At 64.0% G+C, this 22204-nt stretch carries 16 protein-coding genes; 8 read left to right on the top strand and 8 right to left on the bottom strand.

Annotation, left to right across the window (positions count from 1 at the left end; all coding sequences use genetic code 11):
• Nucleotides 1-55 precede the first annotated feature (55 nt).
• The 3 genes from B4M43_RS13990 to B4M43_RS13980 are packed head-to-tail and all read left to right on the top strand — an operon-like array spanning nucleotide 56 to nucleotide 2378.
• Nucleotides 56-1102, top strand: a complete 1047-nt coding sequence (locus B4M43_RS13990) for an acyl-CoA dehydrogenase family protein (protein ID WP_296268030.1) — start codon at nucleotides 56-58, stop codon at nucleotides 1100-1102.
• Nucleotides 1099-1698, top strand: a complete 600-nt coding sequence (locus B4M43_RS13985; protein WP_296268029.1) for a class I SAM-dependent methyltransferase — start codon at nucleotides 1099-1101, stop codon at nucleotides 1696-1698. The genes B4M43_RS13990 and B4M43_RS13985 overlap by 4 nt, the downstream gene beginning before the upstream one ends.
• Nucleotides 1695-2378: a glycosyltransferase gene (locus B4M43_RS13980; RefSeq protein ID WP_296268028.1), complete on the top strand. Its 684-nt coding sequence runs from the start codon at nucleotides 1695-1697 to the stop codon at nucleotides 2376-2378. Before B4M43_RS13985 ends, B4M43_RS13980 begins: the two co-directional genes overlap by 4 nt.
• A 175-nt stretch (nucleotides 2379-2553) precedes the next feature.
• On the opposite strand, the gene B4M43_RS13975 is transcribed toward B4M43_RS13980, so the two are convergent.
• Entirely contained in the window at nucleotides 2554-2766 is a 213-nt protein-coding gene (locus B4M43_RS13975; protein ID WP_296268027.1) for a PLD nuclease N-terminal domain-containing protein, read from the bottom strand.
• Nucleotides 2767-3181: 415 nt separating this feature from the next.
• Here B4M43_RS13975 and B4M43_RS13970 point away from each other — a divergent pair, with 415 nt between their 5' ends.
• Nucleotides 3182-4144, top strand: a complete 963-nt coding sequence (locus B4M43_RS13970; RefSeq protein WP_296268402.1) for a GlxA family transcriptional regulator — start codon at nucleotides 3182-3184, stop codon at nucleotides 4142-4144.
• 2 nt (nucleotides 4145-4146) lie between these two features.
• Here the strand turns inward: B4M43_RS13970 and B4M43_RS13965 are convergent, their stop codons facing one another.
• Complete coding sequence (locus tag B4M43_RS13965) at nucleotides 4147-6387, bottom strand: putative bifunctional diguanylate cyclase/phosphodiesterase (protein WP_296268026.1); 2241 nt, start codon at nucleotides 6385-6387, stop codon at nucleotides 4147-4149.
• Between the two features lie 135 nt (nucleotides 6388-6522).
• Here B4M43_RS13965 and B4M43_RS13960 point away from each other — a divergent pair, with 135 nt between their 5' ends.
• A complete protein-coding gene (locus B4M43_RS13960) occupies nucleotides 6523-8142 on the top strand; it encodes an NADP-dependent glyceraldehyde-3-phosphate dehydrogenase (protein ID WP_296268025.1) in 1620 nt (539 codons plus the stop codon).
• A gap of 85 nt (nucleotides 8143-8227) precedes the next feature.
• Nucleotides 8228-9421 carry a hypothetical protein gene (locus tag B4M43_RS13955; RefSeq protein WP_296268024.1) on the top strand — a complete coding sequence of 398 codons (1194 nt, stop codon included), beginning with the start codon at nucleotides 8228-8230 and terminating at the stop codon, nucleotides 9419-9421.
• Between the two features lie 99 nt (nucleotides 9422-9520).
• Here the strand turns inward: B4M43_RS13955 and yiaY are convergent, their stop codons facing one another.
• From yiaY to B4M43_RS13935, 4 genes are all read right to left on the bottom strand, one after another.
• Complete coding sequence (gene yiaY, locus B4M43_RS13950) at nucleotides 9521-10669, bottom strand: L-threonine dehydrogenase (RefSeq protein WP_296268023.1); 1149 nt, start codon at nucleotides 10667-10669, stop codon at nucleotides 9521-9523.
• Between the two features lie 442 nt (nucleotides 10670-11111).
• Nucleotides 11112-12353, bottom strand: a complete 1242-nt coding sequence (locus B4M43_RS13945; RefSeq protein ID WP_296268022.1) for an OprD family porin — start codon at nucleotides 12351-12353, stop codon at nucleotides 11112-11114.
• Nucleotides 12354-12567: 214 nt separating this feature from the next.
• Nucleotides 12568-13497 (bottom strand): dihydrodipicolinate synthase family protein, encoded by a 930-nt coding sequence (locus B4M43_RS13940; protein ID WP_296268021.1) that lies wholly within the window; start codon nucleotides 13495-13497, stop codon nucleotides 12568-12570.
• 123 nt (nucleotides 13498-13620) lie between these two features.
• The gene (locus tag B4M43_RS13935; RefSeq protein WP_296268020.1) at nucleotides 13621-15012 is read right to left on the bottom strand and encodes an MFS transporter; all 1392 of its coding nucleotides are present in this window, start codon (nucleotides 15010-15012) and stop codon (nucleotides 13621-13623) included.
• A 1033-nt stretch (nucleotides 15013-16045) separates the two neighbouring features.
• On the opposite strand from B4M43_RS13935, the gene B4M43_RS13930 reads away from it, so the two are divergent.
• Complete coding sequence (locus B4M43_RS13930) at nucleotides 16046-16882, top strand: IclR family transcriptional regulator (protein WP_296268019.1); 837 nt, start codon at nucleotides 16046-16048, stop codon at nucleotides 16880-16882.
• Nucleotides 16883-17099: 217 nt separating this feature from the next.
• Nucleotides 17100-18248 (top strand): MFS transporter, encoded by a 1149-nt coding sequence (locus tag B4M43_RS13925; RefSeq protein ID WP_296268016.1) that lies wholly within the window; start codon nucleotides 17100-17102, stop codon nucleotides 18246-18248.
• 39 nt (nucleotides 18249-18287) lie between these two features.
• Here B4M43_RS13925 and B4M43_RS13920 read toward each other — a convergent pair whose 3' ends face one another.
• Nucleotides 18288-19532 carry an MFS transporter gene (locus tag B4M43_RS13920; RefSeq protein ID WP_296268014.1) on the bottom strand — a complete coding sequence of 415 codons (1245 nt, stop codon included), beginning with the start codon at nucleotides 19530-19532 and terminating at the stop codon, nucleotides 18288-18290.
• Nucleotides 19533-19773: 241 nt separating this feature from the next.
• The gene (locus B4M43_RS13915) at nucleotides 19774-22128 is read right to left on the bottom strand and encodes an FdhF/YdeP family oxidoreductase (protein ID WP_296268012.1); all 2355 of its coding nucleotides are present in this window, start codon (nucleotides 22126-22128) and stop codon (nucleotides 19774-19776) included.
• Nucleotides 22129-22204 lie beyond the last annotated feature (76 nt).

Raw genomic sequence — 22204 nt, 5'->3', positions numbered from 1 at the left:
GCTCGGCGCCGACGCTGCCCTCAAACACCGCTCCACGGACAATGGAATTGAGCCGATGCTTTCCACCGCCACCGCCATCGCCCCACCGTCGCTCGACACCCTGCTCGACGGCTTCACCGCACGGCCCGCCGCGCCTGGCCTCGATGCTGCGCTCGAGACTCTGATGCGCTCGCTCTGCGGCAGCCACTACGACGCCCTACCGCTGCCTGGCCAGGGCCGCACCTTGCAACGCTGGCAGACCCTTGCACGGGTGGCAGGCTGCGACTTGGGGCTGGCCAAACTGTACGAAGGCCATACCGATGCCCTGGCGATTCTGGCCGAATGCGCACCGACCAGCTTCGCCCGTGAGGGCATCTGGGGCGTATGGGCGTCCGAACCACCGGACGCACGGGCGCGGATCGTCGCCCGCGACGGCGACCAGGTGCGCCTGGGCGGACGCAAGGCCTGGTGCTCGGGTGCGTTGCAGATCGACCGTGCGTTGATCACGGCCTGGGACGGCGACGATCGGCCGCAACTGGTGGCCATCGACCTCAAGCATTCCACGCAACGCGTCACCACCCAAGGCTGGCAGGCAGTGGGCATGGCCAGCACGGCAAGCATCGAGATCGACTTCGACCACAGCCCTGGCATCGCCATCGGCGCACCTGGCCAGTACCTTGACCGACCAGGCTTCTGGCAGGGCGGCGGCGGCATAGCAGCCTGTTGGTACGGTGCGGCCGAGGCGCTCGCGCGGTACTTGCGCGAGCATTGCCGCAAGCCGCAGGCCGACGCCCATGCCCAAGCGCATCTGGGCGCGGCGGACATGGCCCTGCAAGGCGCCCGCTTGGCGCTTCACGATTGCGCGCGCTGGATCGACCGCCATCCGGCGGCCAACGCCGAGCTGCCGGTACGCCGTACCCGCGCCGTGGTCGAGGCGGCCGCCGGAGATGTCATCCGGCATGTCGGTCGCGCCCTGGGCGCAACGCCGTTCTGTCGAAGCGGCCATTTCGCGAGGCTGAGCGCCGACCTGCCTGTCTACCTGCGTCAGAGCCACGCCGAACGCGACCTCGCCGCCTTGGGCCAGCACCTTGCCGGGACTGTTTCGGAGGATTGGTCGCTATGAGCGTCGATGCCGATTACTTCGCCAGCCTGTACACCGACAACGACGATCCCTGGGCCTTCCGTACTCGCTGGTACGAACGGCGCAAGCGCGACCTGATGCTGGCCTGCCTGCCACGCCAGCACTACGCCCGCATCTTCGAGCCGGCCTGCGCCAACGGCGAACTGAGCGCGTTGCTGGCCGAGCGCTGCGAACGACTCGTTTGCCAAGACCTCGACCCTACGGCCGTCGCCCTGGCGCGCACGCGCCTGAGCGGTTTCCAACACGTCAGCGTGCAACAGGCACGGATGCCCCAAGACTGGCCGGAGCAGCGCTTCGACCTGATCGTGCTCAGCGAAGTGGGCTATTACCTGTCGGCGCAGGATTGGCTACAGGTGATCGACCGGTCCCGCGCCAGCTTGACAGACGACGGCGGACTGCTCGCCTGCCACTACCGCCACCCCATCGAAGGCTGCCCACAGGACGGGCCACAGGTACAGGCCGCCCTGACCGAGCATCTGGGTTTGCACCCAGTGGTGCTGCACGAGGAAGTCGACTTTCAACTGGCCTATTGGGCTCGCCAACCGCGCGCAGTCGACCTCGAGGAGACCTGCCCATGATTGCCGTGGTGATTCCCGCACATAATGAAGCACGGCGTTTGGGCCACTGCCTGCGCGCCGTGCAGGCTGCGGCCGCGCAGGCGCAGACCTTGGGCCACCAAGTGGAAATCCTGGTGGTGCTCGACCGCTGCCAGGACGGCACCGCAGCGGTCGCCAAGCGCTTCGGCGTGGCGACTCTGAGCGTGAATGCCGGCAATGTCGGCATCGCCCGCCAAGCCGGTGCCCGGCACATGCTCGAGCGCGGCGCACGCTGGCTGGCCTGCACCGATGCCGACAGTAGAGTGCCGGCCCATTGGCTCAGCTGGCAGATGCAATGCGCTGCCGATGCGGTCTGCGGCACCGTGCACATCGAGCGCTGGCAGCCCTGGCAAACCGCCTCGTTGCGTGCGCTGTACCGCAGCCGCTACGAGGCACGCGAGGGCCATCGGCACATCCATGGCGCAAACCTTGGCGTGTGCGCACGGGCCTATGAACGCGTGGGCGGTTTTCAACCGCTGGCTGCCCATGAAGACGTGCATTTGGTGCAGGCGCTACAGGCTAGCGGCGCGCAGATCGTCTGGACCGCACGCCACAGTGTCGCCACCAGCAGCCGCGGCGACGCGCGCGCGCGTGAGGGCTTTGGCGATTATCTGGTGAATCTGGACACGTCAGATCAGGCCGAACCAGCGGCGGCTCATTGAGGAGCAGGTAAAGATATCGTAGGGGTGTGTGCGTGGCCCTTCGTCGCGCCATACCGACAGCTTACGCAACAAGGGCCGCTTCTCTGCCGGGAACGGGCCCGGGCATGAGAGCGGCCCTCAGATATGGGCCGTTTGAAAGCGCCCTTAATGCGGGGAAAAACGCAGGTTTATCAACTCACTTCTCTTCCAGCACGTCACGGCCCTTGACGGCGCGCGGGCCTTTCACCAGCCAGCAGAGCAGGCCCAGAATCGGCGCCCAGACCACGAACACGATCCACAGCATCTTGCGCTCGGCGCGGCGTTCGCTGCCGATGATGTGCCAGATGGCCCAGATGTCCAGCAGGATGATCACTGCCGCGATGATGATCCAGATCGTTCCGATTTCCATATACGTTCTCCCAATGAGCGAGTAGTACGTTCGGTCACAGGAAACGCCAAGGGTTCCATTTCAATTACAGCCCGTAGGGTCATTGCCGCGCGCAGGCACGCTTTTGTCGCGTCTGCGGCCGTCGGAGCGGAAGAACGTTCGCTAGCGGGCCCTATGGCCGACCATCGTCATGCATTGCGCGACCCTGCGGACCCACTGACCGGTTCATCCGCAGCGTCGTTGGCTGTTTGGATACCGCACATCGCACGCCCTTCGCACCCACCCCGGCGCCCCTCACATAGCTGCCAGCGCCATGCCATTCGCCGATGTTGTCTTTCCCTGACGCCCATCGCACACTCAGCGCCGTCACGTGCCAGCGGAGTCCAGAGTGGCTACCATCCCCCGTCAGTTCAGCAAGAAGGCCAGCACCAGCAACATGCTGCGGCTCAAGCCCGGCGTGGCCGATGCGCAGGCGCCCTATCGTGTCGATTTCGTGCTGCTCGAGCACTTTTCCATGGCCAGTTTCACGGTGGCCATGGACGTGCTGGTCACCGCCAACCTACTGCGCGCCGACAGCTTCAGTTTCACGCCGCTGTCGATGGCCGGCGACCGGGTGCTCAGCGATCTCGGTCTGGAACTGATCGCCACCCCGCTACAGCCTCGCGCGCTGGATGGGCACGACCTGCTGCTGGTGTGCGGCGGTCTGCGCACGCCTTTGAAGTATCCGGAACTCGACCGGCTGCTGGACGATTGCGCCCAGCACGGCATGGCCCTGGGCGGGCTGTGGAGCGGCGCCTGGTTCCTCGGCCGCGCCGGTGTGCTGGCCGACTACGGCTGTAGCATCCATCCCGAGCAACGCGCGAGTCTCGCCGAGCGCAGCCCACAGACCCGCATCACCCCGGCCAGCTTCACCCTCGACCGCGACCGGCTCACGGCCGCCAGCCCCAACGGCGCGATGGAATTGATGCTGGGCCTGGTCCGGCGCCTGCACGGCGATGCCCTGGCCGAAGGCGTGGAAGAAATCCTGTCGTTCTCCGGCGCGCGCTACCGGCAGGTCGGGCCGGGGGCGAAGAAGTCCATGAGCCTGCACCTGCGCACCATCGTCGAGCTGATGGAGAACAACCTCGAAGAAACCCTCAGCCTCGACCAACTGGCGGCCTACAGCGGCCGCTCGCGGCGGCAGATCGACCGGCTGTTCCAGGCCCAGCTGGGCACTTCGCCGCGGCGCTATTACATGGAACTGCGCATTACCAAGAGCCGGCGCCTGCTGCAGTACTCGGACCTGTCGGTGATGGAAGTGGCGGTGGCGTGCGGGTTCGTTTCGGTGTCGCACTTCAGCAAGTGCTACGCGGCCTATTTCGGCTATCCGCCTTCGCGCGAGCAGCGCCTGGGGGAATAGGTTCAGTCGGCCACGTCCAGCAACGCCTGCTGCGCACGGTGCTCGCCGATCCAACGCTGGAGATCGGCCGCCGGCATTGGCCGACCCAACAGGTAGCCCTGCCCCTCGTCGCACCCGGCTTCGCGCAGGAATGCGTATTGCCCAGGCGTTTCGATGCCCTCGGCGGTGATGCGAAAGCCCAGGGCATGACCCAGGTCGATGATGGCCCGCGCGATCGCCACCGCGTCTGCATCGTCCGGCAGGTCCTTGACGAACGCGCGATCGATCTTCAGGTGGTCGATGGGCAAGGCACGCAGGTAGGCCAGCGACGAATAGCCGGTGCCGAAATCATCCACCGCGGTGGTCACGCCCAAGGCCTGCAAGCGCTCGAGCACGGCGAACGCCTGCTGCTGGCTTTCCATCAACACGCTCTCGGTGATCTCGACCTCCAACAGGCTGGCAGCCAGGCCATGCCGATCCAGGGCATTGCGCAGGCTGGCGACGTAGTCGCTGCGCTCGATCTGCAAGGCCGCGACGTTGATCGCCAAGGTGCCGGGCAGGCACCCGGCGTCGCGCCATTGCGCCAGTTGCGCGCAGGCCAGGGCCAGCACCTGCTCGCCCATGGGAATGATCAAGCCGGTGCGTTCGGCCAGCGGGATGAACTCCCCGGGTGAAATCAAACCCCGCTCCGGATCGCGCCAGCGCAACAGCGCCTCGACACCGGTCAGGCGCCCATCGAAGGCCAGCTTGGGCTGGTACCACAACTCGAACTCGTCGTCCTGCACGGCCCGGCGCAGATTGCGCTCCAGCTCCAGGCGCGCCTGCAGGCGTGCGGTCATGTCGGCGTGATAGGTGCGCCAACCGTTGCGTCCGGCTTCCTTGGCCGCATACATCGCGGTGTCGGCGTGGCGCAGCAGGCTGTCGACTTCCGTTCCGTGCTGCGGGTACCAGGCCAGGCCTATGCTGCCGGTGATCAGCGTGGCGGTGCCGTGCAGATCGAACGGCCGTTGCAACCCTGCGAGCAAGGCCTCGACACGTGCCACGACCGGGTCGTGGTTGCCGCGCAGCATGAACGCGAACTCGTCGCCGCCCAGGCGGCACAGCGCGTCTTCGGCGGCCAGGGCCTGCATGAAGCGCTGCGCGGCCTGCGCCAACAGCAAGTCGCCCATGGCGTGGCCCAAGCTGTCGTTGACCTGCTTGAAGCCGTCGATGTCCAGCATCAGTACCGCCAGACCCTGCCCCCGCTTGAGCGCCGTCGCCAAGCGCTGCTGGAACAGCACGCGGTTGGGCGAGCCGGTGATCACGTCGAAATGCGCCAGGCGTTCCAACTTGGCCCGGGACTCGTCCAGGGCCAGGTTGCGTTCGGCCAGGAGTCGCTGGCCACGGGTCAACTGCGCCACGAACAGGCTGAACAGCAAGGTGCAGCCCATCGCCAGGAGAAACAGCGGCGAGCGCAACGGGTTGGGCCGCGGCCAGCCCCCCAGAGGCGCGGCCACCATCTGCCAAGTACCGCCCGGCACCTCCAGAAGCAAGCTGGCCTCGGGCGCCTCGAAGCCCTCGGCAGCGCCCCAGATCATCCCGCCTTGGGCACCGCGCGCATCGGCGCCACGAATGGCCAACTCGAAATCCTGATAGGTGCTCAACCCTGCTGCGCGCAGCAGACGATCGATGTCCGCCAGCACCGAGACACTGCCCCAATAGAATTTCACGCCGCGGTTGCCATGCAGGAACACGGGGCGCCGATAGATCAGCGCCGTACCGCCTTCGCGCAGCGCGACGGGGCCGGCCAGCACCGCTTCGCGACGGTCGCGGGCCAGCTGCACCAACGGGTATTGGTCGGGCAGCAGACGATAATCGAGGCCGATCACCGCCTGGTTTTCGCCAAGCGGGTAGACCTCGGTGATCACATCGTCCGGCGCCAGGGTGATGCTGCGCATGTAGGGCGATACCCGCAGCGCCTCGCGGGCCATGCTTTGGAAGTGCGCCGTGCTGATCTGGCCGTCGGCGATGATCAGTTGCGCCAGCCCCTCGGTTTCGCCGAAGGTGGCGCGCAGTTGCGCCTGTAGACCAGCACCTAGAGCCGAAAGCCGCGCGTTGAGCATGGCCAGGCGCTCGCTCTGGTCACGCTGGGTGTCCAGATGCCCGAGCAGCAACGACAAGCCCAGCCCGGCCACGGCGAAGGCCAACGGCAACAAGCGTTGCAGACGGCTGCGGGCACCGGGCACGGGAATGTCGATGGGCGGCGTTGGGGTCGGGGTGCTCATAGGCCTGCTGATCACTCGATTGCCTATGTATCGGCAGCGGAACGCGAATGTTGAGCCACACTGGTGTTTTTTCCAAGCTGGGGCCATGCTCCAGCTGAATCGTTACACGGTAGCTGACTGCGAGGTGCCTGACCGATGGACCATCTGCTCGATACGCTCTACCCCACCCCCCAAGACATCCCCGAACAATGGCGCCTGGGCGAGCCGCTGGAACAGCGCGACTACCTGGTCGCCGGCGAGCTGCGGCACTGGGACGGGCCGCTCGCCACGGTGCGCAGCCCGGTCTGGCTGAAACACCCAGACGGCGAGCGCCAAGTGGTTTTGGGCAGCGCGCCCCTGCTCGACGCCGAGACCGCCCTCACCGCACTGGACGCTGCCGTGCAGGCTTACGACAAGGGCCGCGGCGCCTGGCCGACGATGCGCGTGGGCGAACGCATCGCGCACGTCGAGCGATTCCTCGGACTCATGCGCGAACAGCGCGCAGCGGTGGTCAAGCTGCTGATGTGGGAGATCGGCAAGCACTTGAAGGATGCCGAAAAGGAATTCGACCGCACCTGCGACTACATCACCGACACCATCGACGCGCTCAAGGCGCTGGACCGCCGCTCCAGCCGCTTCGAGCTCGAGCAGGGCACGCTCGGCCAGATCCGCCGCGCGCCGCTGGGCGTGGCGCTGTGCATGGGGCCGTACAACTACCCGCTCAACGAAACCTTCACCACGCTGATTCCCGCGCTGATCATGGGCAACACCGTGGTCTTCAAACCGGCCAAGTTCGGCGTTCTGCTGATCCGGCCGCTGCTCGAAGCCTTCCGCGACAGCTTCCCGCCCGGGGTGATCAACGTCATCTACGGCCGCGGCCACGACACCGTCAGCGCCTTGATGGCCAGCGGCAAGATCGACGTGTTCGCTTTCATCGGCACGCACAAGGCGGCGGCCGCGCTGAAAAAACTCCATCCGCGCCCGCATCGCCTGCGCGCCGCACTGGGCCTGGACGCCAAGAATCCTGGCATCGTCCTGCCCCAGGTGGACCTGGACAACGCGGTCGACGAAGCCCTCACCGGCGCCCTGTCGTTCAATGGCCAGCGCTGCACGGCGCTGAAGATCCTGTTCGTGCACGAAGACGTGGTCGATGCGTTTCTGGAGCGTTTCCAGCGCAAGCTCGCCGCGCTCGCGCCGGGCATGCCCTGGAGGCCAGGCGTGGCCCTCACGCCATTGCCCGAACCCGGCAAGATCGACTACCTGCAAGGCTTGGTGGCCGATGCCTGCGAACACGGCGCGCGCGTGCTGAACCCCGGAGGCGGAGCGAGCCGTGGCGCGTTCTTCTACCCGGCGCTGCTCTACCCGGTCAGCCCGGCCATGCGCGTGTACCACGAGGAGCAGTTCGGCCCGCTGGTGCCCGTAGTGCCCTTCCGCGACCTCGACACGGTGGTCGACTACGTGCTCGATTCGGACTACGGCCAGCAGTTGAGCCTGTTCGGCAACGACCCGGTCACCATTGGCCGACTGATCGACACCTTCGCCAACCAGGTCGGGCGCATCAACCTCAACACCCAATGCCAGCGCGGCCCCGACACCTACCCCTTCAACGGGCGCAAGAACAGCGCCGAAGGCACCTTGTCGGTACACGACGCCCTGCGCGTGTTTTCCATTCGCACCCTGGTGGCGACCCGCTTGCAACCTGCCAACAAGGCGCTGATCGGCGACATCCTCAAGCAGCGCACTTCGCGTTTCCTGACCACCGACTACCTGTTCTGACCCCGTTCGGGCAGTGCCACCCGCCGCCGGCTTGAAAGCCCGGCGGCTTTGGCCGAAGCTGATGGCACGTTGCCTGGAATCCGACATGCGAATCATCGACAAGAATGCCGCGCTGGTGCGCACCCTCACTCCCGCCGAAGACGTGCTGTTGACCGGTTTCGTCGAGGCCAGCCTGGTCGGCCCGCAGCTGCTGCACGCCAACCAGTGGCTGATGAAGCTGCGCAGCGCCAACCACTGGCTGGCGTGCGAGTGCCGCACCGATGCGCTGCCGGTGCTCAACGTCAGCCTGAACGGCAGTACCGGCACGCTGTTTCTGAAGAACAACCCCGGCACCGCCGAACATGCCCCTGGCTGTCCGTTCAGCAAGGCCCTGCGCGATACCCACGACGGCAATGCCGGCAGCACGCCGCCCCCGGCCTGGCTGGCGCCCGATACGCCGCTGCGCCTGTTGGGCGACTTCGCCGCCCCCGCCTCGCCTGCGCCGGCGGCACCGCGGGGCCGCGTCGGCACGCCACAGGACAGTTCACAGCTGGTCTCGCTGCTGCTGACCTGGATTGAAACCAGCGGCTTGAACCTGTACGCCACCCACCTCAAGCACGACCTCACGGCGCAGTTCGCCGCCCTGCGCGCCGTCGCCGCACGCTACCCGCTGTTGGCGCGGGTTCCGGCCAGCAACTACCTGGAAACGCGCCTGGACATGAAGCACATGATGATGCTCAAGGCCCGTCTGCGCGACGCCACGGTGTTCGGCGCCCACCGCCGCCATGGCCTGCTGCTCGATTGCGTCGAGCGTATCCAGGGGCGCAAGGTCTTCACCGCGCGCAGCGAGGACGGGTTCGACTTCCAGGGCCATCACCTGTATTGGGGCGGCAGCCGTACCGACGGGCCGCTGCTGGCCTTGGCGCTGTACTCGCCGACCACGGCAGGCAGCCAGTTCTACGAACTGATCCACATCGCCAGCGTGCCGGTGCTGTCGCGCGCGCACCTGTTTCCGGTGTACCGCGACGAAGAACGCGAACCGCTCAAGGCGCTGGTGTCGCTGATCGACTGGATGGCCGGCAAGGGGGTCAAGGTGCAGATGCGCCGGCCGGTGATCGGCGGCCAGGTGATGGACGAGCTGGTGCTGACGTCCGACCAGGACCGGGTGCTGTCGGTGTCGCTGCTCGAACAGCCGATCGGCCCTGAGCCGGAGGTGGACACCTTCAAGCGCTACGCCGACTTCAAGAGTTTGGAGACCTTCCGCAAGTACGTGGCCGGTTTCTTCATGCGCGAACGCTGAGGCCCGGGTTGGGCCTCGGCGTTCATTGCAAGGGCGCCGGCAGCGGGCGGCGCCGTGCAGGCAGGACGGTGTGAGCCCCCACGCTCATCGAGCCATGGCTCAAAACGCGGCCTTGAAAATCGCCTCGATCTCGCTTTGCACCGCGCTGCGCGGGTTGGTCAGGCCACAGGCGTCCTTGAGCGCGTTGGCGGCCAACAAGGGCACATCCTCGACCTTCACGCCCAAGGCGCGCAAACCATTGGGAATCTCCACCTCGGCCGACAGCCGCTCGATGGCTTCGATGGCCGCCGCCGCGCCCTGGCTTTCGTCCATGCCACAGACTTTGACGCCCATGGCCTTGGCCACATCGCGCAGGCGCGCGGCGCTGACCTGGGCATTGAAGCGCTGCACGTGGGGTAGCAACACGGCGTTGCACACACCGTGGGGCAAGTCATAGAAGCCGCCGAGTTGATGCGCCATGGCGTGCACATAGCCCAATGAGGCGTTGTTGAAGGCCATGCCGGCGAGGAACTGGGCGTAGGCCATCTGCTCGCGGGCCTGGAGGTCGTCGCCCTGCCTGACGGCCTGGCGCAGATGCTGGCCGATCAGGCTCACGGCCTTCAGCGCGCAGGCGTCGGTGATCGGCGTGGCGGCGGTGGAAACGTAGGCTTCGACGGCATGGGTCAAGGCGTCCATGCCGGTGGCGGCGGTCAGCGAGCGCGGCATGCCGACCATCAACGATGGGTCGTTGACCGAAAGGATAGGCGTGACGTTGCGGTCGACGATGGCCATTTTCACGTGGCGCACCTCGTCGGTGATGATGCAGAAGCGGGTCATCTCGCTGGCGGTGCCGGCGGTGGTGTTGATCGCGATCAGCGGCAGTTGCGGTTTGCCCGAGCGGTCGACGCCCTCGTAGTCGCCGATGTGCCCGCCATTGGTCGCGCACAGGGCAATACCTTTGGCGCAATCGTGGGGCGAGCCGCCGCCCAGGGAGATCACGCAGTCGCAGCGCTCGCGCTGCAACAGCGCTAGGCCCGCCTCGACATTGGCGACGGTGGGGTTGGGTCGGGCGCCGTCGTAGACCCGCGAATCGATGTCGCGCTCGGCCAGCAGCCCGGCGATGCGCGTCGCCACGCCGGCGCGCGCCAGGCCCTGGTCGGTGACGATCAGCGCTTTGCGCAGGCCCAGGCCAGCGATGGCGGCGATCGCTTCATCGAGGCAGCCCAGCCCCATGATGTTGACGGCGGGAATGAAAAACGTGCTGCTCATGACGCGGTCCTCGAAGTGACGGGTGGGGCGCTGAGGATGGGCCGTTGGCCGGGATCGAACGTTGATCCAGAGCAAGTGATGGCACCACGCCAGTCTGCTCTCAGGCGAGCGGCGGCATGACGCAGCTGCGCCTGCCTCTCGCTTCAGCACGAACAGGTTTTGAACGGAGGTCGAGCAAGGACGATGGCGAGCCCGCTAAGAGCGGAAAGGAACGGCCGAGCTGACGATCCAGCCGGTTTTCAACGCGGCACAGGCAAGTATCGAGGCTGTTCGTACAGAGCCTAAGAGCACTTCCCGAGGATGTACCAAGGCGTCGATTGTGCGCTCGGGACGACGGCCAATAGAACCCAGCCGTCTCTGAGCAACTCATTGGCGGACGCGTGTCCAAGCACCTCGATAATTTCAGTAGCTTCGTGCAATTGCATGGCGTGATTCGGCCTTTTTATAAAAAATTGAGTGGGTAGCTGACGATCAGGCGGTTCTCGTCGTAGTCGCTGCCGTTGAAATCTCGCCGGACACTGGAGTTGCGCCACCGCACGGCTAGATTCCTCAGCGTTCCGCTCTGGAACACGTAACCCAGTTCTGACTCCCGTACCCATTCCGAACCGTCGTGGACATTTCTGAGTTCCACGTTATCGCCATGCACATAGCGCGTCATGAAGCTCAAGCCCGGAATGCCGTAACCGACGAAGTTGAGGTCATAGCGGACCTGCCAGGATCGTTCGCGAGGATTGTCGAAGGCATGGTTGAAGGTGTTGTTCGCAAGGTAAATGCCGCCGGTCCCGCCGATGCGCATCCACCCCGTGTCACCCGAAACACTCTGCAGCCCGAGGCTGATCGCGTGCTGGGCCAGGGAGAGGCTGAACAGCGCGGAAGCCGTCTGGTTATCCAGCGCCCCTGCCTTGGCAGCCCCCGCATCCTTGCCCCAGAAATAGCCAAGGTTCGAGGTGAGCGATACCCTTTGGCTGAACCGCCATTTCTGGATCAGCCCAAGATAGTGCTGCTTGTAGATGTCTTCCAACGCCCCCGACCAGAGACGGACAGTCGTGTTTTTAGCGCTGGAACTGTAGTCAGCGCCTACGAATCTGAAAGCGTCCGACTGCGCCGATGCAAATGAAAGATCCTCCATGGAGGAGTCATTTCGAAGGCTGGTTCTAGTGAACTCGCCTGCGTAGAACGACCAGTTCTCGAGTTCCTGCGAAGCGATCTGAGCGCCGCGGAACGTCTGCGGCAGCGCCCTGAAGTCGTCTGCCGTGACGATCGGGAAGTTGGGCATCCACTCGCCAACCTTGACTTCGGTGTTCGACAGCTTCGCCTTCACGGCGACCCCGAGCCTGCCGAAGCTTTCGGCTGGATCCCCGTCGTCATCCTTGGGCAACAGCAAAGCCCCGTATTCTCCTGCCCCGCCGTCAAGCTTCACTGCATACTTTCCCACGACATCCACGCCGAAGCCCGCGGCGCCCTGGGTAAAGCCTGACTTGAGATCAAAGATAAAACCTTGCGTCCACTCACGAGCCTGGCGCTGGGCAACGCCAGGCGCGGTGAAGTTGCGTTCGAAAAAGAAATTCCTGAATGTCAGCGTGGCGTGTGTGTCTTCCACGAGTCCTTCAGCCCTCCCGTCGATGGGCAGTAGCAGAATTGGAATGAGGAGTAAGAGGCGCTTGCGATGTGCATGAGTGTTCAAGACCGGTCCCCTGTTGTTTTTATTGAAGGGCTGTATTGGCCTGTCGTCGCCGGTTGAGCGGGCGAGAGCCGTCCTTCCGGGAAAACGGATCATTAGTCGTGTGTGAATCAGAATCCGAATCGAAAGATGCCAAGGCCCTGACGCACAGGGCCCTGGGAGATGGTTCAGCCGTAGACCAACACCGAAAATGCTCGCTGCTGGCCTGGGTTCGGGATCAGATCAGGCCAGCGCTGCGCAGGGCGTCAGCGATTTCCTTATCGGCGCCTTCGGCCAAAGGCAGCAGCGGCGAACGCACCGTGGCGTGCTCCAAGATGCCGCGGGCAACCAGCCCATGCTTCAGGGCCACGGTGCCTTCCATGTGGGAACCGCGGTGGTAGACGTTACGGGTGACCGGCAGCAGTTTGTCGTGGATGGCACGCGCAGCTGGGTAGTCGCGACGCTTGCCAGCAGCGATCAGCTCGATCAGCGGCTCAGGGGTCAGGCCGCCGTAACCGACCAGAGCGCCGTCCACGTCGAACATGGTATGCAGCAGGTACTCGTCATGGCAGGTCAGGATCTGCAGGTCCGGCACTTCTCGACGGATGACCGGGATCTCGGTGTCCCAGCGACGCATGTTGCGAACGCCGTTCTTCATTGCGAAGACGCCAGGCTGCTTGGCGATTTCCAGTTGGGTTTCCAGGTCGTAGGTGGCTTTGGTCACGTCTGGGTACTGGAAAAGGATCAGCGGCAGACCGCTTTCCTCATGGATGGCTTTGTAGCGGTCCTGGGCGGCACCTTTCTGGTAACCGAAGCGCAGCCAGCCGTGGGAGGGGTACACCAGACCAGCAGCCGCACCGTTGTCTACGGCACGCTTGGCTTCTTCAGCGGCGACTTGGGTCCCTTCGCCGGTGATGCCGGCGATGATGGGCAGACGGCCGCCGACCGATTCCTTGAACGCCTGGATGACGCGGCCCTGTTCGGCCTGGGTCAGGAAGGTACCTTCGCCCGCGTGCCCCAGCACAACCAGACCTTTGACGCCTTCGATGCCGCCAAGCCACGCGCCCAGTTTGTGAATGGCGGCGTAGTCAACGTCGCCGTCACGTGTGAACGGCGTTACCGGAGCAGGAACGAGGCCTTTCAGATCGAGGGTGTTTTTAGTGCTCATTGTCGTTACCTCTGGTTTAGTGATTGTTCGCAACTAACGCGTGCGCGGGCGCAACACACACAATGGTGTGTTCTGAGAAGGCTGTTACATCAGATACTGCCGTTTAAAATTTCCAGTCGACGTTCAAGGCGACAGTTCTTCCAGCATCCGCCCTTTCGTTTCAATGGCGAACAACGCTGTAATGATTGCCGTGATCAGCAGTACCACTGCGAAGGTGCCGAACACATACTGAACACCCATACCGGAAACGGTAAATCCAACTAGGATGGGGCCCAGTGCCGAGCCCATTCTCAACCAAGCACTGCCCACACCCGTTCCCAAAGCGCGCAGTCGCGTGGGATAAAGTTCTGCCGAATACAGGTAGAGAGAGAACGTCACCGTCTGTACCAGTGCGTATCCCAAACCTGCCAGGACCAGAATCTTCAAAGGTGCACTGGCGCCTGTGGTGGCCAAGATCGCCAGTGGGATGGCAGCCAAGAACAGGGCCCCCACGTACCAGCGACGACGACCCACTTTGTCAATAAGCAGCGCACACACTATCGCTGCGACGACCCCGGCGGCTGACGTCATGAAGCCATACGCCAAACTTGTCTCGAGCGGCAAGTTGAAGTGTTGACGATACAGGGTGGGCAACCACGTGATGAGGCCATTGGCGACCATGTAGGCGCCGAACCACATTGCCCAGATCACCAGCGAACGCTTCAGGTACATACCTTGGAAGAGTTCTTTCCAACCCAAGTTGTTTCTGGCGGTTTGAATGTGCGGCACTTCAACAGGTGGTGGCAGCGTCCTGCCGGCTTTCAGCGCGCTGTTTTCCAGCCGGGTGACAATGCGATCAGCTTCGTCAAAGCGGCCTTTGGAGGCCAGCCAACGGGGCGATTCGAACAGGAAGAAGCGCAGCGGTATGAGCAGCATGGCGGGCACAATTCCGACCGCGAACATGGCTTGCCAGCCGTAAACAGGCACCAGGAAGTAACCGATGATGCCCGCGCCGACCAAGCCCATCAGGAACATGACCTCATACAGGAGGAAGAATTTACCGCGCTTCTTCGAGCCAATGAGCTCATTGACGTAAGCGCTTGCCACAGGCACCTCCCCTCCCGTGCCGATGCCTTGGATGAACCGGAACGCGATCATCATCGCTGCGCCAGAGGCAAACAAGCAGGCCACGTCCATGGACACGAACAACACAATGGTGAAGGTCAGCACCTTCATGCGCCCGAGCTTTTCAGCGAGCCAGCCAAAGATCAACGCCCCGAACAGCTGGCCGAGATAGCCTGCAGAAAGGATCATGCCGATCTGCGCACCGCTCAAGCTCCACGCCTTAGCCAATACCGGCATTGCGTAGGCGATCGCGATGACGGTGTAACCATCGAAGAATGTCGCAGCGCCGATAATGTTCCGCGCCCAAAAAACCGGCCTCGTGATGGGCAGCCGCTCTAACCTGGCACTGATGTTGGCCTGGCTTTTGACCTTGTCCGGCAAGGGGTCCGTCTCTATCTGCTGCATTAACATCGCACGTCCTCTTATTATTGTTTGCATTTATCAGGGGCGAGCAAACGCTAGCCGTGGCAAACACAGTGCAGTGACACAGTTAATCCAAACGCTAGTGATGGATCAGCTAAGGCTGATCACAGGGTGCAATCAGTTGTTCGAAAACGACACGCTCATGGCCTGATTCACGACGACAGGAAAAAACGCGAGTCGGTGTTCTATGCGGGAAACAGAAAGCGTCGTTCAGGAAATGTGATAACGGTTTAGAGCGGGCAGCGCCGGTCATAGCGAAATGCTGCACGCCACAGGCAGGGGCAACCCTGTTCGATGGGATAAACGTTGAAACTTGCCTTCGGCGTGCACGGTAAGTAACACAGGGGGGACATGATCCAGTCGCAGAGAGACGGGTAGTACGGCGGCTGCCCGAATCTGAGTAGACGGCACGCTTGCAGCAGGCAAAGAGCTGATAGACCTGTTTCATATTTCTTCGCACCTTTTTGTTTTTTCGGATTGCGAAATTTTTTTCTTCTTTTCAAATAGAATATCACCATCCCCAACCAGGGCCCATTCCTTTTTGGGCTCTCAAACGCGTTTTTTATTCTTTTATTTCAGGGTATTTGGCTTTGAAATTCCATTCGCTTTTATAAGATGCACGTGTCCAGCGTTCTGTCCCCTATTGAAGACCCTCAATCAACTGTCACGCCGATCAACGGACGCGCCTTATTGCCTGGTTGGTGCGTACCTTTCGCACGGCGTGCTCGGCCTCAAGGTGCGGAGTCTGTGCAATGAGAACTCCCAGATGGCTGAAGAGAGAACGCTCCTCGCGTATCGCCTTGAATACCGTGCCGCGATAACGAACAGCATCGCGTGTCAGCAGGGGCTGGAAAATCAGCCTGCCCCACCCTGAAAGTGGATCGAGGGCAGTTATTTGCATACCCGAAAACCAGTCTGGCCGCGCAAAGGCAAGGTGTGACGAACACTCGCCGAGTGCTATCCTTTTTGAACGATTTTTTCGCATTCCGAAAACAAGAATCACATCAGGTGGATATCGCGCATGGCTCCTAAAACCTCGACAAACAGCGAAATATCCGGCGCTGGCGAAGACAAGAATCAGCGCAGCACTGTGCAGTCCCTGGCCAAAGGGTTTCGAGTCCTGGAGGCTTTCACTGCGGAAAGCGACGAGTTGACCTTGAGCCAGATCGCTGCCAAGGCCGAACTCGACCCAGGCACGACCTACCGCATGTTGAATACGCTGGTGGAACTCGGCTATGTCTCTCGAATTCCCGAGAGCAAGCGGTTCTGCCTCACGCTCAAAATCCTCAACCTGGGCTTCCACGCCATCGCTCACACGGACCTGCGCAGCCTGGTCCGCCCGGTGTTGAGGGGACTGGTCAGCGAAACCAGCGAAGCTGCCAGCTTCGCCGTGCTGCAAGGCGCAGACGTCCTTTATCTGGAGCGTGTCAGAGCCGGCATCACTCGACTTGGCGTGGACATTCGCATTGGGACGACGGTGCCGGCCTGCCAGACAGCGATCGGTCAGTCGATTCTCGCGTTTCTTCCCGGTCATGAGGTCGAGCGTATCGAAGCGCTGTCCTCGCCTGCATCCTTCATGAGCAAACCCCTCTCGCGGCCCTTGCCCGAGGTCTTGGAGCAGACCCGTAAGGATGGATACATCATCACGGACTCGCTGTTCGCCGAGGGGCTGCGCATCCTGGCGGTTCCGGTCCTGGACATCGATGGTTACCCAGTTGGCGCCATCAGCATTGCGGCGCCGGCCGTGCGGTGCACTACAGAGGAACTCGAACGTCGAGCGCTATCGGTGACCCTGGCGGCAGCAAAGAATATCGGGCGGGCACTCCAGGCCAACGGGAGCATCAACTCCAGCCCGTGAGGCTGCGCCAATCGGTGCTCAGAACAGGTCGAACGGCGCCTCATGCACGCACACGGCGGTAAGTCATAACGCTGGATACCACCGGCGGAGGTGGACGTCGCCCACTCATCGAGCGCTGATGGCCGCGCCCTGCCCCCATGCACCGAACTGGAGCCGCTCGAGTGGGTCTGCTGGACTGTCACCGAACATCACACAGCTGCGCATACAAGGAGTCCGCATGCCTAGTTCACATGGCGCTAGCGCCTATCGCCACGCCACCCGCCTGACCTTCTTCACACTGGGCCTGACCATGGCCGCCTGGGCGCCGCTGGTGGCTTACGCCAAGCAGCGCCTGGGCCTGGACGACGGAGCCTTCGGCAGCCTGCTGCTGTGCATCGGCCTGGGTTCGTTGCTGGCCATGCCGTTCGCCGGACGCCTGGCCCAGGCGCTGGGCTTGCGCAAGGTCATGCAACTGGCGGGCGTCGCGTTCAGTGCGTCGCTGGTGGCGCTGGCGCTGATCGAATCGCCTTGGGCATTTGCGCTGACGTTGTTGGTGTTCGGCGCCTGCCTGGGGGTGGGCGACATCTGCATGAACCTGCACGCCGCCATGGTCGAAAAGGCTGCCGACACACCGCTGATGTCGGGCTTTCACGGCGTGTTCAGCGTGGGCGCTTTTGCCGGTGCGGCAGGCGTGACGGCGCTGCTCAAGCAGGGCCTGACGCCCTGGCAGGCGGCCTTGTGCGCGGCCTTGCTGGCGCTGGCGCTCTTGGGCTTGGCGTATCGCTACCAGATTCCCCGGTTGGACGCGCTGGACGATGCGCGCTTCCAGTGGCCCAAAGGCGTGGTGGTGCTGTTGTCGCTGCTGGCGTTCATCGCCCTGCTGGTCGAAGGGGCGATGCTCGACTGGAGCGCGCTGTACCTGCACGACGTGCATGACGTCGACCTGGCTTCGGCAGGCATTGCCTACAGCCTGTTCACCCTGGCCATGGCCTGCGTGCGTCTGGTGGGCGATCGCCTGGCGCATTGGCTGGGCGACACCCGGCTGCTGGTCGGTGGCGCGTTGCTGGCGTTCGTGGGTCTGGTGATGGCGCAGACCCTGTCGCTCGCCGGCGCCTTGCTGGGCTTCGGTCTGGCGGGACTGGGGCTGGCCAATGCGGTACCGGTGCTGTTCCGCGCGGCCCTGCGCCAGAAACGCATGGCCGCCGCAAGTAGCCTCAGCGCCGTGGCGACCCTAGGATACTTGGGCATCCTGCTTGGGCCGGGGTTCATCGGCCACCTGGCGCAATGGTCTTCACTGCATGGGGCGTTCTGGGCGTTGGCAGGCGCCCTCGGCATAGTGGTGGCACTGGGGCAAGCGGCGGTCACCCGGGACCGCTCGACAGTCTGAGGCAATTGGTCCACACGCGCTGCTGCGATACAGACCCGCTCAACTGGCGCTCGGCGTCATGGCCGAGCGCGGCGTCTGTTGCAGATCCTCGCGATAGTTGCGGGTTTCCGGCATGCCCAGCCAGACCAGGCAGAAGGCCACTGCGGCGATGGCCGCCAACGTCAGGAACGCCGCGTCGTAGCCTTGGCTCTGCACCACCAACCCCGCCAAGCCAGGGCTCAACGCGGCCCCCAGACCGAACGCCGCCGACAGCGCCCCAAGGCTGACGTTGAAGCGCCCGGTGCCCTGGGTCAGGTCCTTGACCACCACCGGGAACAGCGCACCGAACACGCCGGCACCGATACCGTCGAGCAGTTGCACACCGACCAGCCAGAAGGGGTTGTCGGAGAACACATACAGCGCGCCGCGCAGCGGCAGAATCAGGAAACCGGCCAACAGCAGCGGCTTGCGCCCCCAAGCGTCGGCTTTGAGTCCCACCAGCATGGCGATCGGCACCATCACCAGCTGCGCGGCGACGATGCAGGCGGAAGTCAACGGCGTGGCCAGGTGCAGGTTGACCTGCGCCAGCTTCTGGCTCACCAACGGCAGCATCGCCGCATTGGCCAGGTGGAACAGCGCGCAGCAGACGGCGAACACCAGCAACGGCCGGTTGGCGAGCAGTACCTTGAAGCCCGATGCCTGGTGGCTGTCGCCTTCGCTGGCAGTGAAACCGCGTGCCACATCGTGGTCGATGGCCTCGCCGCGCACCAGACTCACGGCGACGATGCTGCCCAGGGTCATCGCGGCCATCAGGTAGAACACCACCACAGGGCCGTACAACCACGCCAGCCCACCGGCCAACAACGCCGAGAAGGCATTGCCGGCATGGTTGAAGGTTTCGTTGCGGCCGGTACGGCGGGTGAAGGCTTTCGGGCCGGTGATCCCCAAGGAAATGGCGGCGATGGCCGGCGCGAAGACCGAGCCTGCCATGGCGCTCAAGGTTTGCGTGATAGCCACCAGGCTGAATGAGGTCACGAACGGCAGCAACAGGCAGCTCCCGGTGACCACCAGGGCTGCCACCACGACCACCGTGCGCTTGGCACGGGTGCGGTCGATCAGCGCGCCGGCCGGCGTTTGCGTGAGCAAGGCGGCGATGCCGGCCAGGCTCATCACCAGGCCGATGCTGGCCGGTTCCCATTTGTGGACCGCGAGCAAGTAGATGGCCAGGTACGGCCCCAGGCCGTCGCGCACGTCGGCCAGGAAGAAGTTGAGCCAATCGAGGGAACGTTGGTCGCGACGTTGCATGATGGAGAGTACTCGGGGGTGGTTTCAGCGTAGACCTGAGCGCTGAAACGAACGTTCTTCGGCCCTGGATGAATATTCATGAAATTGGTGCAGGCTGGCCCTCCAACGGGTCGAACCGCCGCAAAACTCGCTTAGGCAGACCTAACAGCGAACAGCCCTATGCCAGGATGCCGAGCAGCTTGTCCCTTGTCCCAGGTCCGAGCGGCCGGTCGGCACCGCTCGCAGCGCCGACCGGTCAACTTCACTGGACCTGGTCGCGGGCAGGCACGGCATGCGCCAGATCGGCCCGGCTCGGCTCCACCCGATGGAAGGTCACCGGCACCGCCTTGGACGCGGGGACCTTGCTGCGCTCGGCATGGTGCCAGAGCGGCACCAGCGGGTTGCATTCCGGGTAATACCCGGCCGCGCACCCTTGAGGAATGTCGTAGGCGATGATCTGCAAAGGGCCGACCTCGCGGCGCACTTCAGGCTCGACGGCCGTGCGCACGTTGACCCAGTCGCCCGGCGCGAAGCCCAGCCGCACCACGTCGTCACGGTTCATGAACACCACGCTGCGCGTGCCGCTGACGCCGCGGAAGCGGTCGTCGTAGCCGTACACGGTGGTGTTGAACTGATCGTTGCTGCGCAGCGTCATCAGGTTCAGCACCTCGCGGCGCTCACCGACGAGTGCGGCGTCCGGATTCTCTTCCAGGTCGCTCGGCGTGGCGAAGCGCGCCTTGCCAGTTTCGGTGTGCCACTCACGCTTGCAGGCGCCCAGCGGACGGTGGAAGCCGCCGCGCTCCCACATGCGGGTTTCCATGTCGTGGAAGATCTCCGGGTAGGTGTCGCTGATGCCTTTGCGGATCAACGCATAGTCATGCCGCCAGGCGTCCCACGGCACTTGGCACTCGGCGCCCAAGGTCTGTTCTGCAATGCCTGCGATGATCGCCACCTCCGAGCGCAGCATGTCGCCGGCAGGCTCGGTGGTGCCCTGCCAGGCGCGCATGCAGCCGGTGCTGTCTTCGGTGCTGTAGACCTGCGCCTGACCGTCCTGACGATCGATTTCGATGTGGCCCAGGCAAGGCAGCAGCCAGGTCTGCCCGCCGGGCACCAGGTGAGTGCGGTTGAGCTTGGTGGCCACCTGTACGTTCAGCGACAGATCGGCCCAGGCCGGCTCCATGCGATCGGTGTCGGGCACGGCGCGCAGGAAGTTGCCGCCCAGGCCGATGAAGCCTTTGACCGTGCCCTTGAGGATGCCCTCGCAGGTGTCGACGGTAGCCAGGCCTTTCTGTTCCGGAACCCTGATGTTGAACAGCGCGTGCAATTTGTCGACCGGCACCTTCTGCGGGTCTTCGGTGATGCCCACCGTGCGCTGGCCCTGTACGTTGGAATGGCCCCGCACCGGGCACACACCCGCACCGGTCTTGCCGATGTTGCCGCGCAACAGGAGCAGGTTGACCATCATCTGCACGTTTTCCACGCCTTTGCGGTGCTGGGTCATGCCCATGCCCCAGATCACCATCACCCGCTGGCTGCGGGCATACACGGTGGCCGCCGCTTCCAGCGCGGCGCGGCTCAAGCCGCTGTGCTGCTCCAGGTCGGTCCAGTCCTGCACCTCGACCCAGGCGCGCAGCGCTTCGAGCCCATCGGTGTGCTGGGCGATGAAGTCGTCGTCCAGCACTGCCGCCTGGCCAGCTGCGCGCGCCTGCCGATCCAGCTCGAACACCGCTTTGATGATGCCGGTGATCGCCGCCAGATCGCCGCCGATACGCACTTGATGGTATTGGGTGCTGATCACGGTCGAGTCGGGCCCGAGCATTTCCACCGGCGACTGCGGGTTGACGAAGCGCTCCAGGCCGCGCTCACGCAAAGGGTTGAAGGTGATGATGGGCACGTGGCGCTTGCGCGCTTCCTGAAGCGGATGGAGCATGCGCGGGCTGTTGCTGCCCACGTTCTGCCCGAAGAAGAAGATGCAGTCGGTGTGCTCGAAGTCTTCCAGGGTCACGGTGCCCACGGGCACGCCGATGCTCTCCTGCAGGCCCACCGACGTGCTCTCGTGGCACATGTTGGAACTGTCGGGCAGGTTGTTGCTGCCATAGGCACGGGCGAACAGCTGGTACATGAACGAGGCTTCGAGCGAGGCACGACCGGAGGCGTAGAACACCACTTGCTCGGGCGGCAGACGTTTGAGCTGTTCGCCGATGCCCGCGTAGGCCTCGGCCCACGTGGTGGTGCGGTAGCGGTCCGCGGCCGGGTCGTAGCGCAATGGGTGGGTCAGGCGCCCATGCTGTTCCAGATCATGATCGTTCCAGGTGCGCAGTTCGCTCAGGGTGTGCCGTTCGAAAAAGTCCGGCCCCGTGCGCAGGCGTGTGATCTCCCAGGCCGTGGCCTTGGCGCCGTTCTCGCAGAACTCCAGGGCATGCGGGTCGCCCGGTTTGCCCCAGGCGCAGCTGACGCAGGCGAACCCTTTGGGCTTGTTCTGCTTGAGCAATGCCAACGGCCCTTGCGCCAGCGCCTGCTCGCGCCACAGGATCTGCATGACCGAGCGTGCCGACCCCCAGCCACCGGAGGCTGACTGGTAAGGCTTGAAATGAGCGGTAGGGTGGATGAGCGACATGGCACGCCTCGGGCGATGTAATGATGGGGGGATCAGGGTTTCGAAGGTGCCGCACCTGCGAAAGTTCAAGCGCGCC

Source organism: Pseudomonas sp. UBA6562, assembly GCF_002434265.1.
Lineage (GTDB): Bacteria > Pseudomonadota > Gammaproteobacteria > Pseudomonadales > Pseudomonadaceae > Aquipseudomonas.
Note: the sequence above shows the minus strand (reverse complement) of the source record. Positions and strands in the feature narration are given on the sequence as shown.

Bases quoted from the DNA above. Each gene is read 5' to 3' on its own strand.
- B4M43_RS13990 (WP_296268030.1), top strand. From the start codon at position 56: ATGCTTTCCACCGCCACCGCCATCGCCCCACCGTCGCTCGACACCCTG.
- B4M43_RS13960 (WP_296268025.1), top strand. From the start codon at position 6,523: ATGGACCATCTGCTCGATACGCTCTACCCCACCCCCCAAGACATCCCC.
- B4M43_RS13980 (WP_296268028.1), top strand. From the start codon at position 1,695: ATGATTGCCGTGGTGATTCCCGCACATAATGAAGCACGGCGTTTGGGC.
- B4M43_RS13985 (WP_296268029.1), top strand. From the start codon at position 1,099: ATGAGCGTCGATGCCGATTACTTCGCCAGCCTGTACACCGACAACGAC.
- B4M43_RS13930 (WP_296268019.1), top strand. From the start codon at position 16,046: ATGGCTCCTAAAACCTCGACAAACAGCGAAATATCCGGCGCTGGCGAA.
- B4M43_RS13940 (WP_296268021.1), bottom strand. From the start codon at position 13,497: ATGAGCACTAAAAACACCCTCGATCTGAAAGGCCTCGTTCCTGCTCCG.
- B4M43_RS13975 (WP_296268027.1), bottom strand. From the start codon at position 2,766: ATGGAAATCGGAACGATCTGGATCATCATCGCGGCAGTGATCATCCTG.
- B4M43_RS13965 (WP_296268026.1), bottom strand. From the start codon at position 6,387: ATGAGCACCCCGACCCCAACGCCGCCCATCGACATTCCCGTGCCCGGT.
- B4M43_RS13935 (WP_296268020.1), bottom strand. From the start codon at position 15,012: ATGTTAATGCAGCAGATAGAGACGGACCCCTTGCCGGACAAGGTCAAA.
- yiaY (WP_296268023.1), bottom strand. From the start codon at position 10,669: ATGAGCAGCACGTTTTTCATTCCCGCCGTCAACATCATGGGGCTGGGC.
- B4M43_RS13970 (WP_296268402.1), top strand. From the start codon at position 3,182: ATGCTGCGGCTCAAGCCCGGCGTGGCCGATGCGCAGGCGCCCTATCGT.
- B4M43_RS13915 (WP_296268012.1), bottom strand. From the start codon at position 22,128: ATGTCGCTCATCCACCCTACCGCTCATTTCAAGCCTTACCAGTCAGCC.
- B4M43_RS13955 (WP_296268024.1), top strand. From the start codon at position 8,228: ATGCGAATCATCGACAAGAATGCCGCGCTGGTGCGCACCCTCACTCCC.
- B4M43_RS13925 (WP_296268016.1), top strand. From the start codon at position 17,100: ATGCCTAGTTCACATGGCGCTAGCGCCTATCGCCACGCCACCCGCCTG.
- B4M43_RS13920 (WP_296268014.1), bottom strand. From the start codon at position 19,532: ATGCAACGTCGCGACCAACGTTCCCTCGATTGGCTCAACTTCTTCCTG.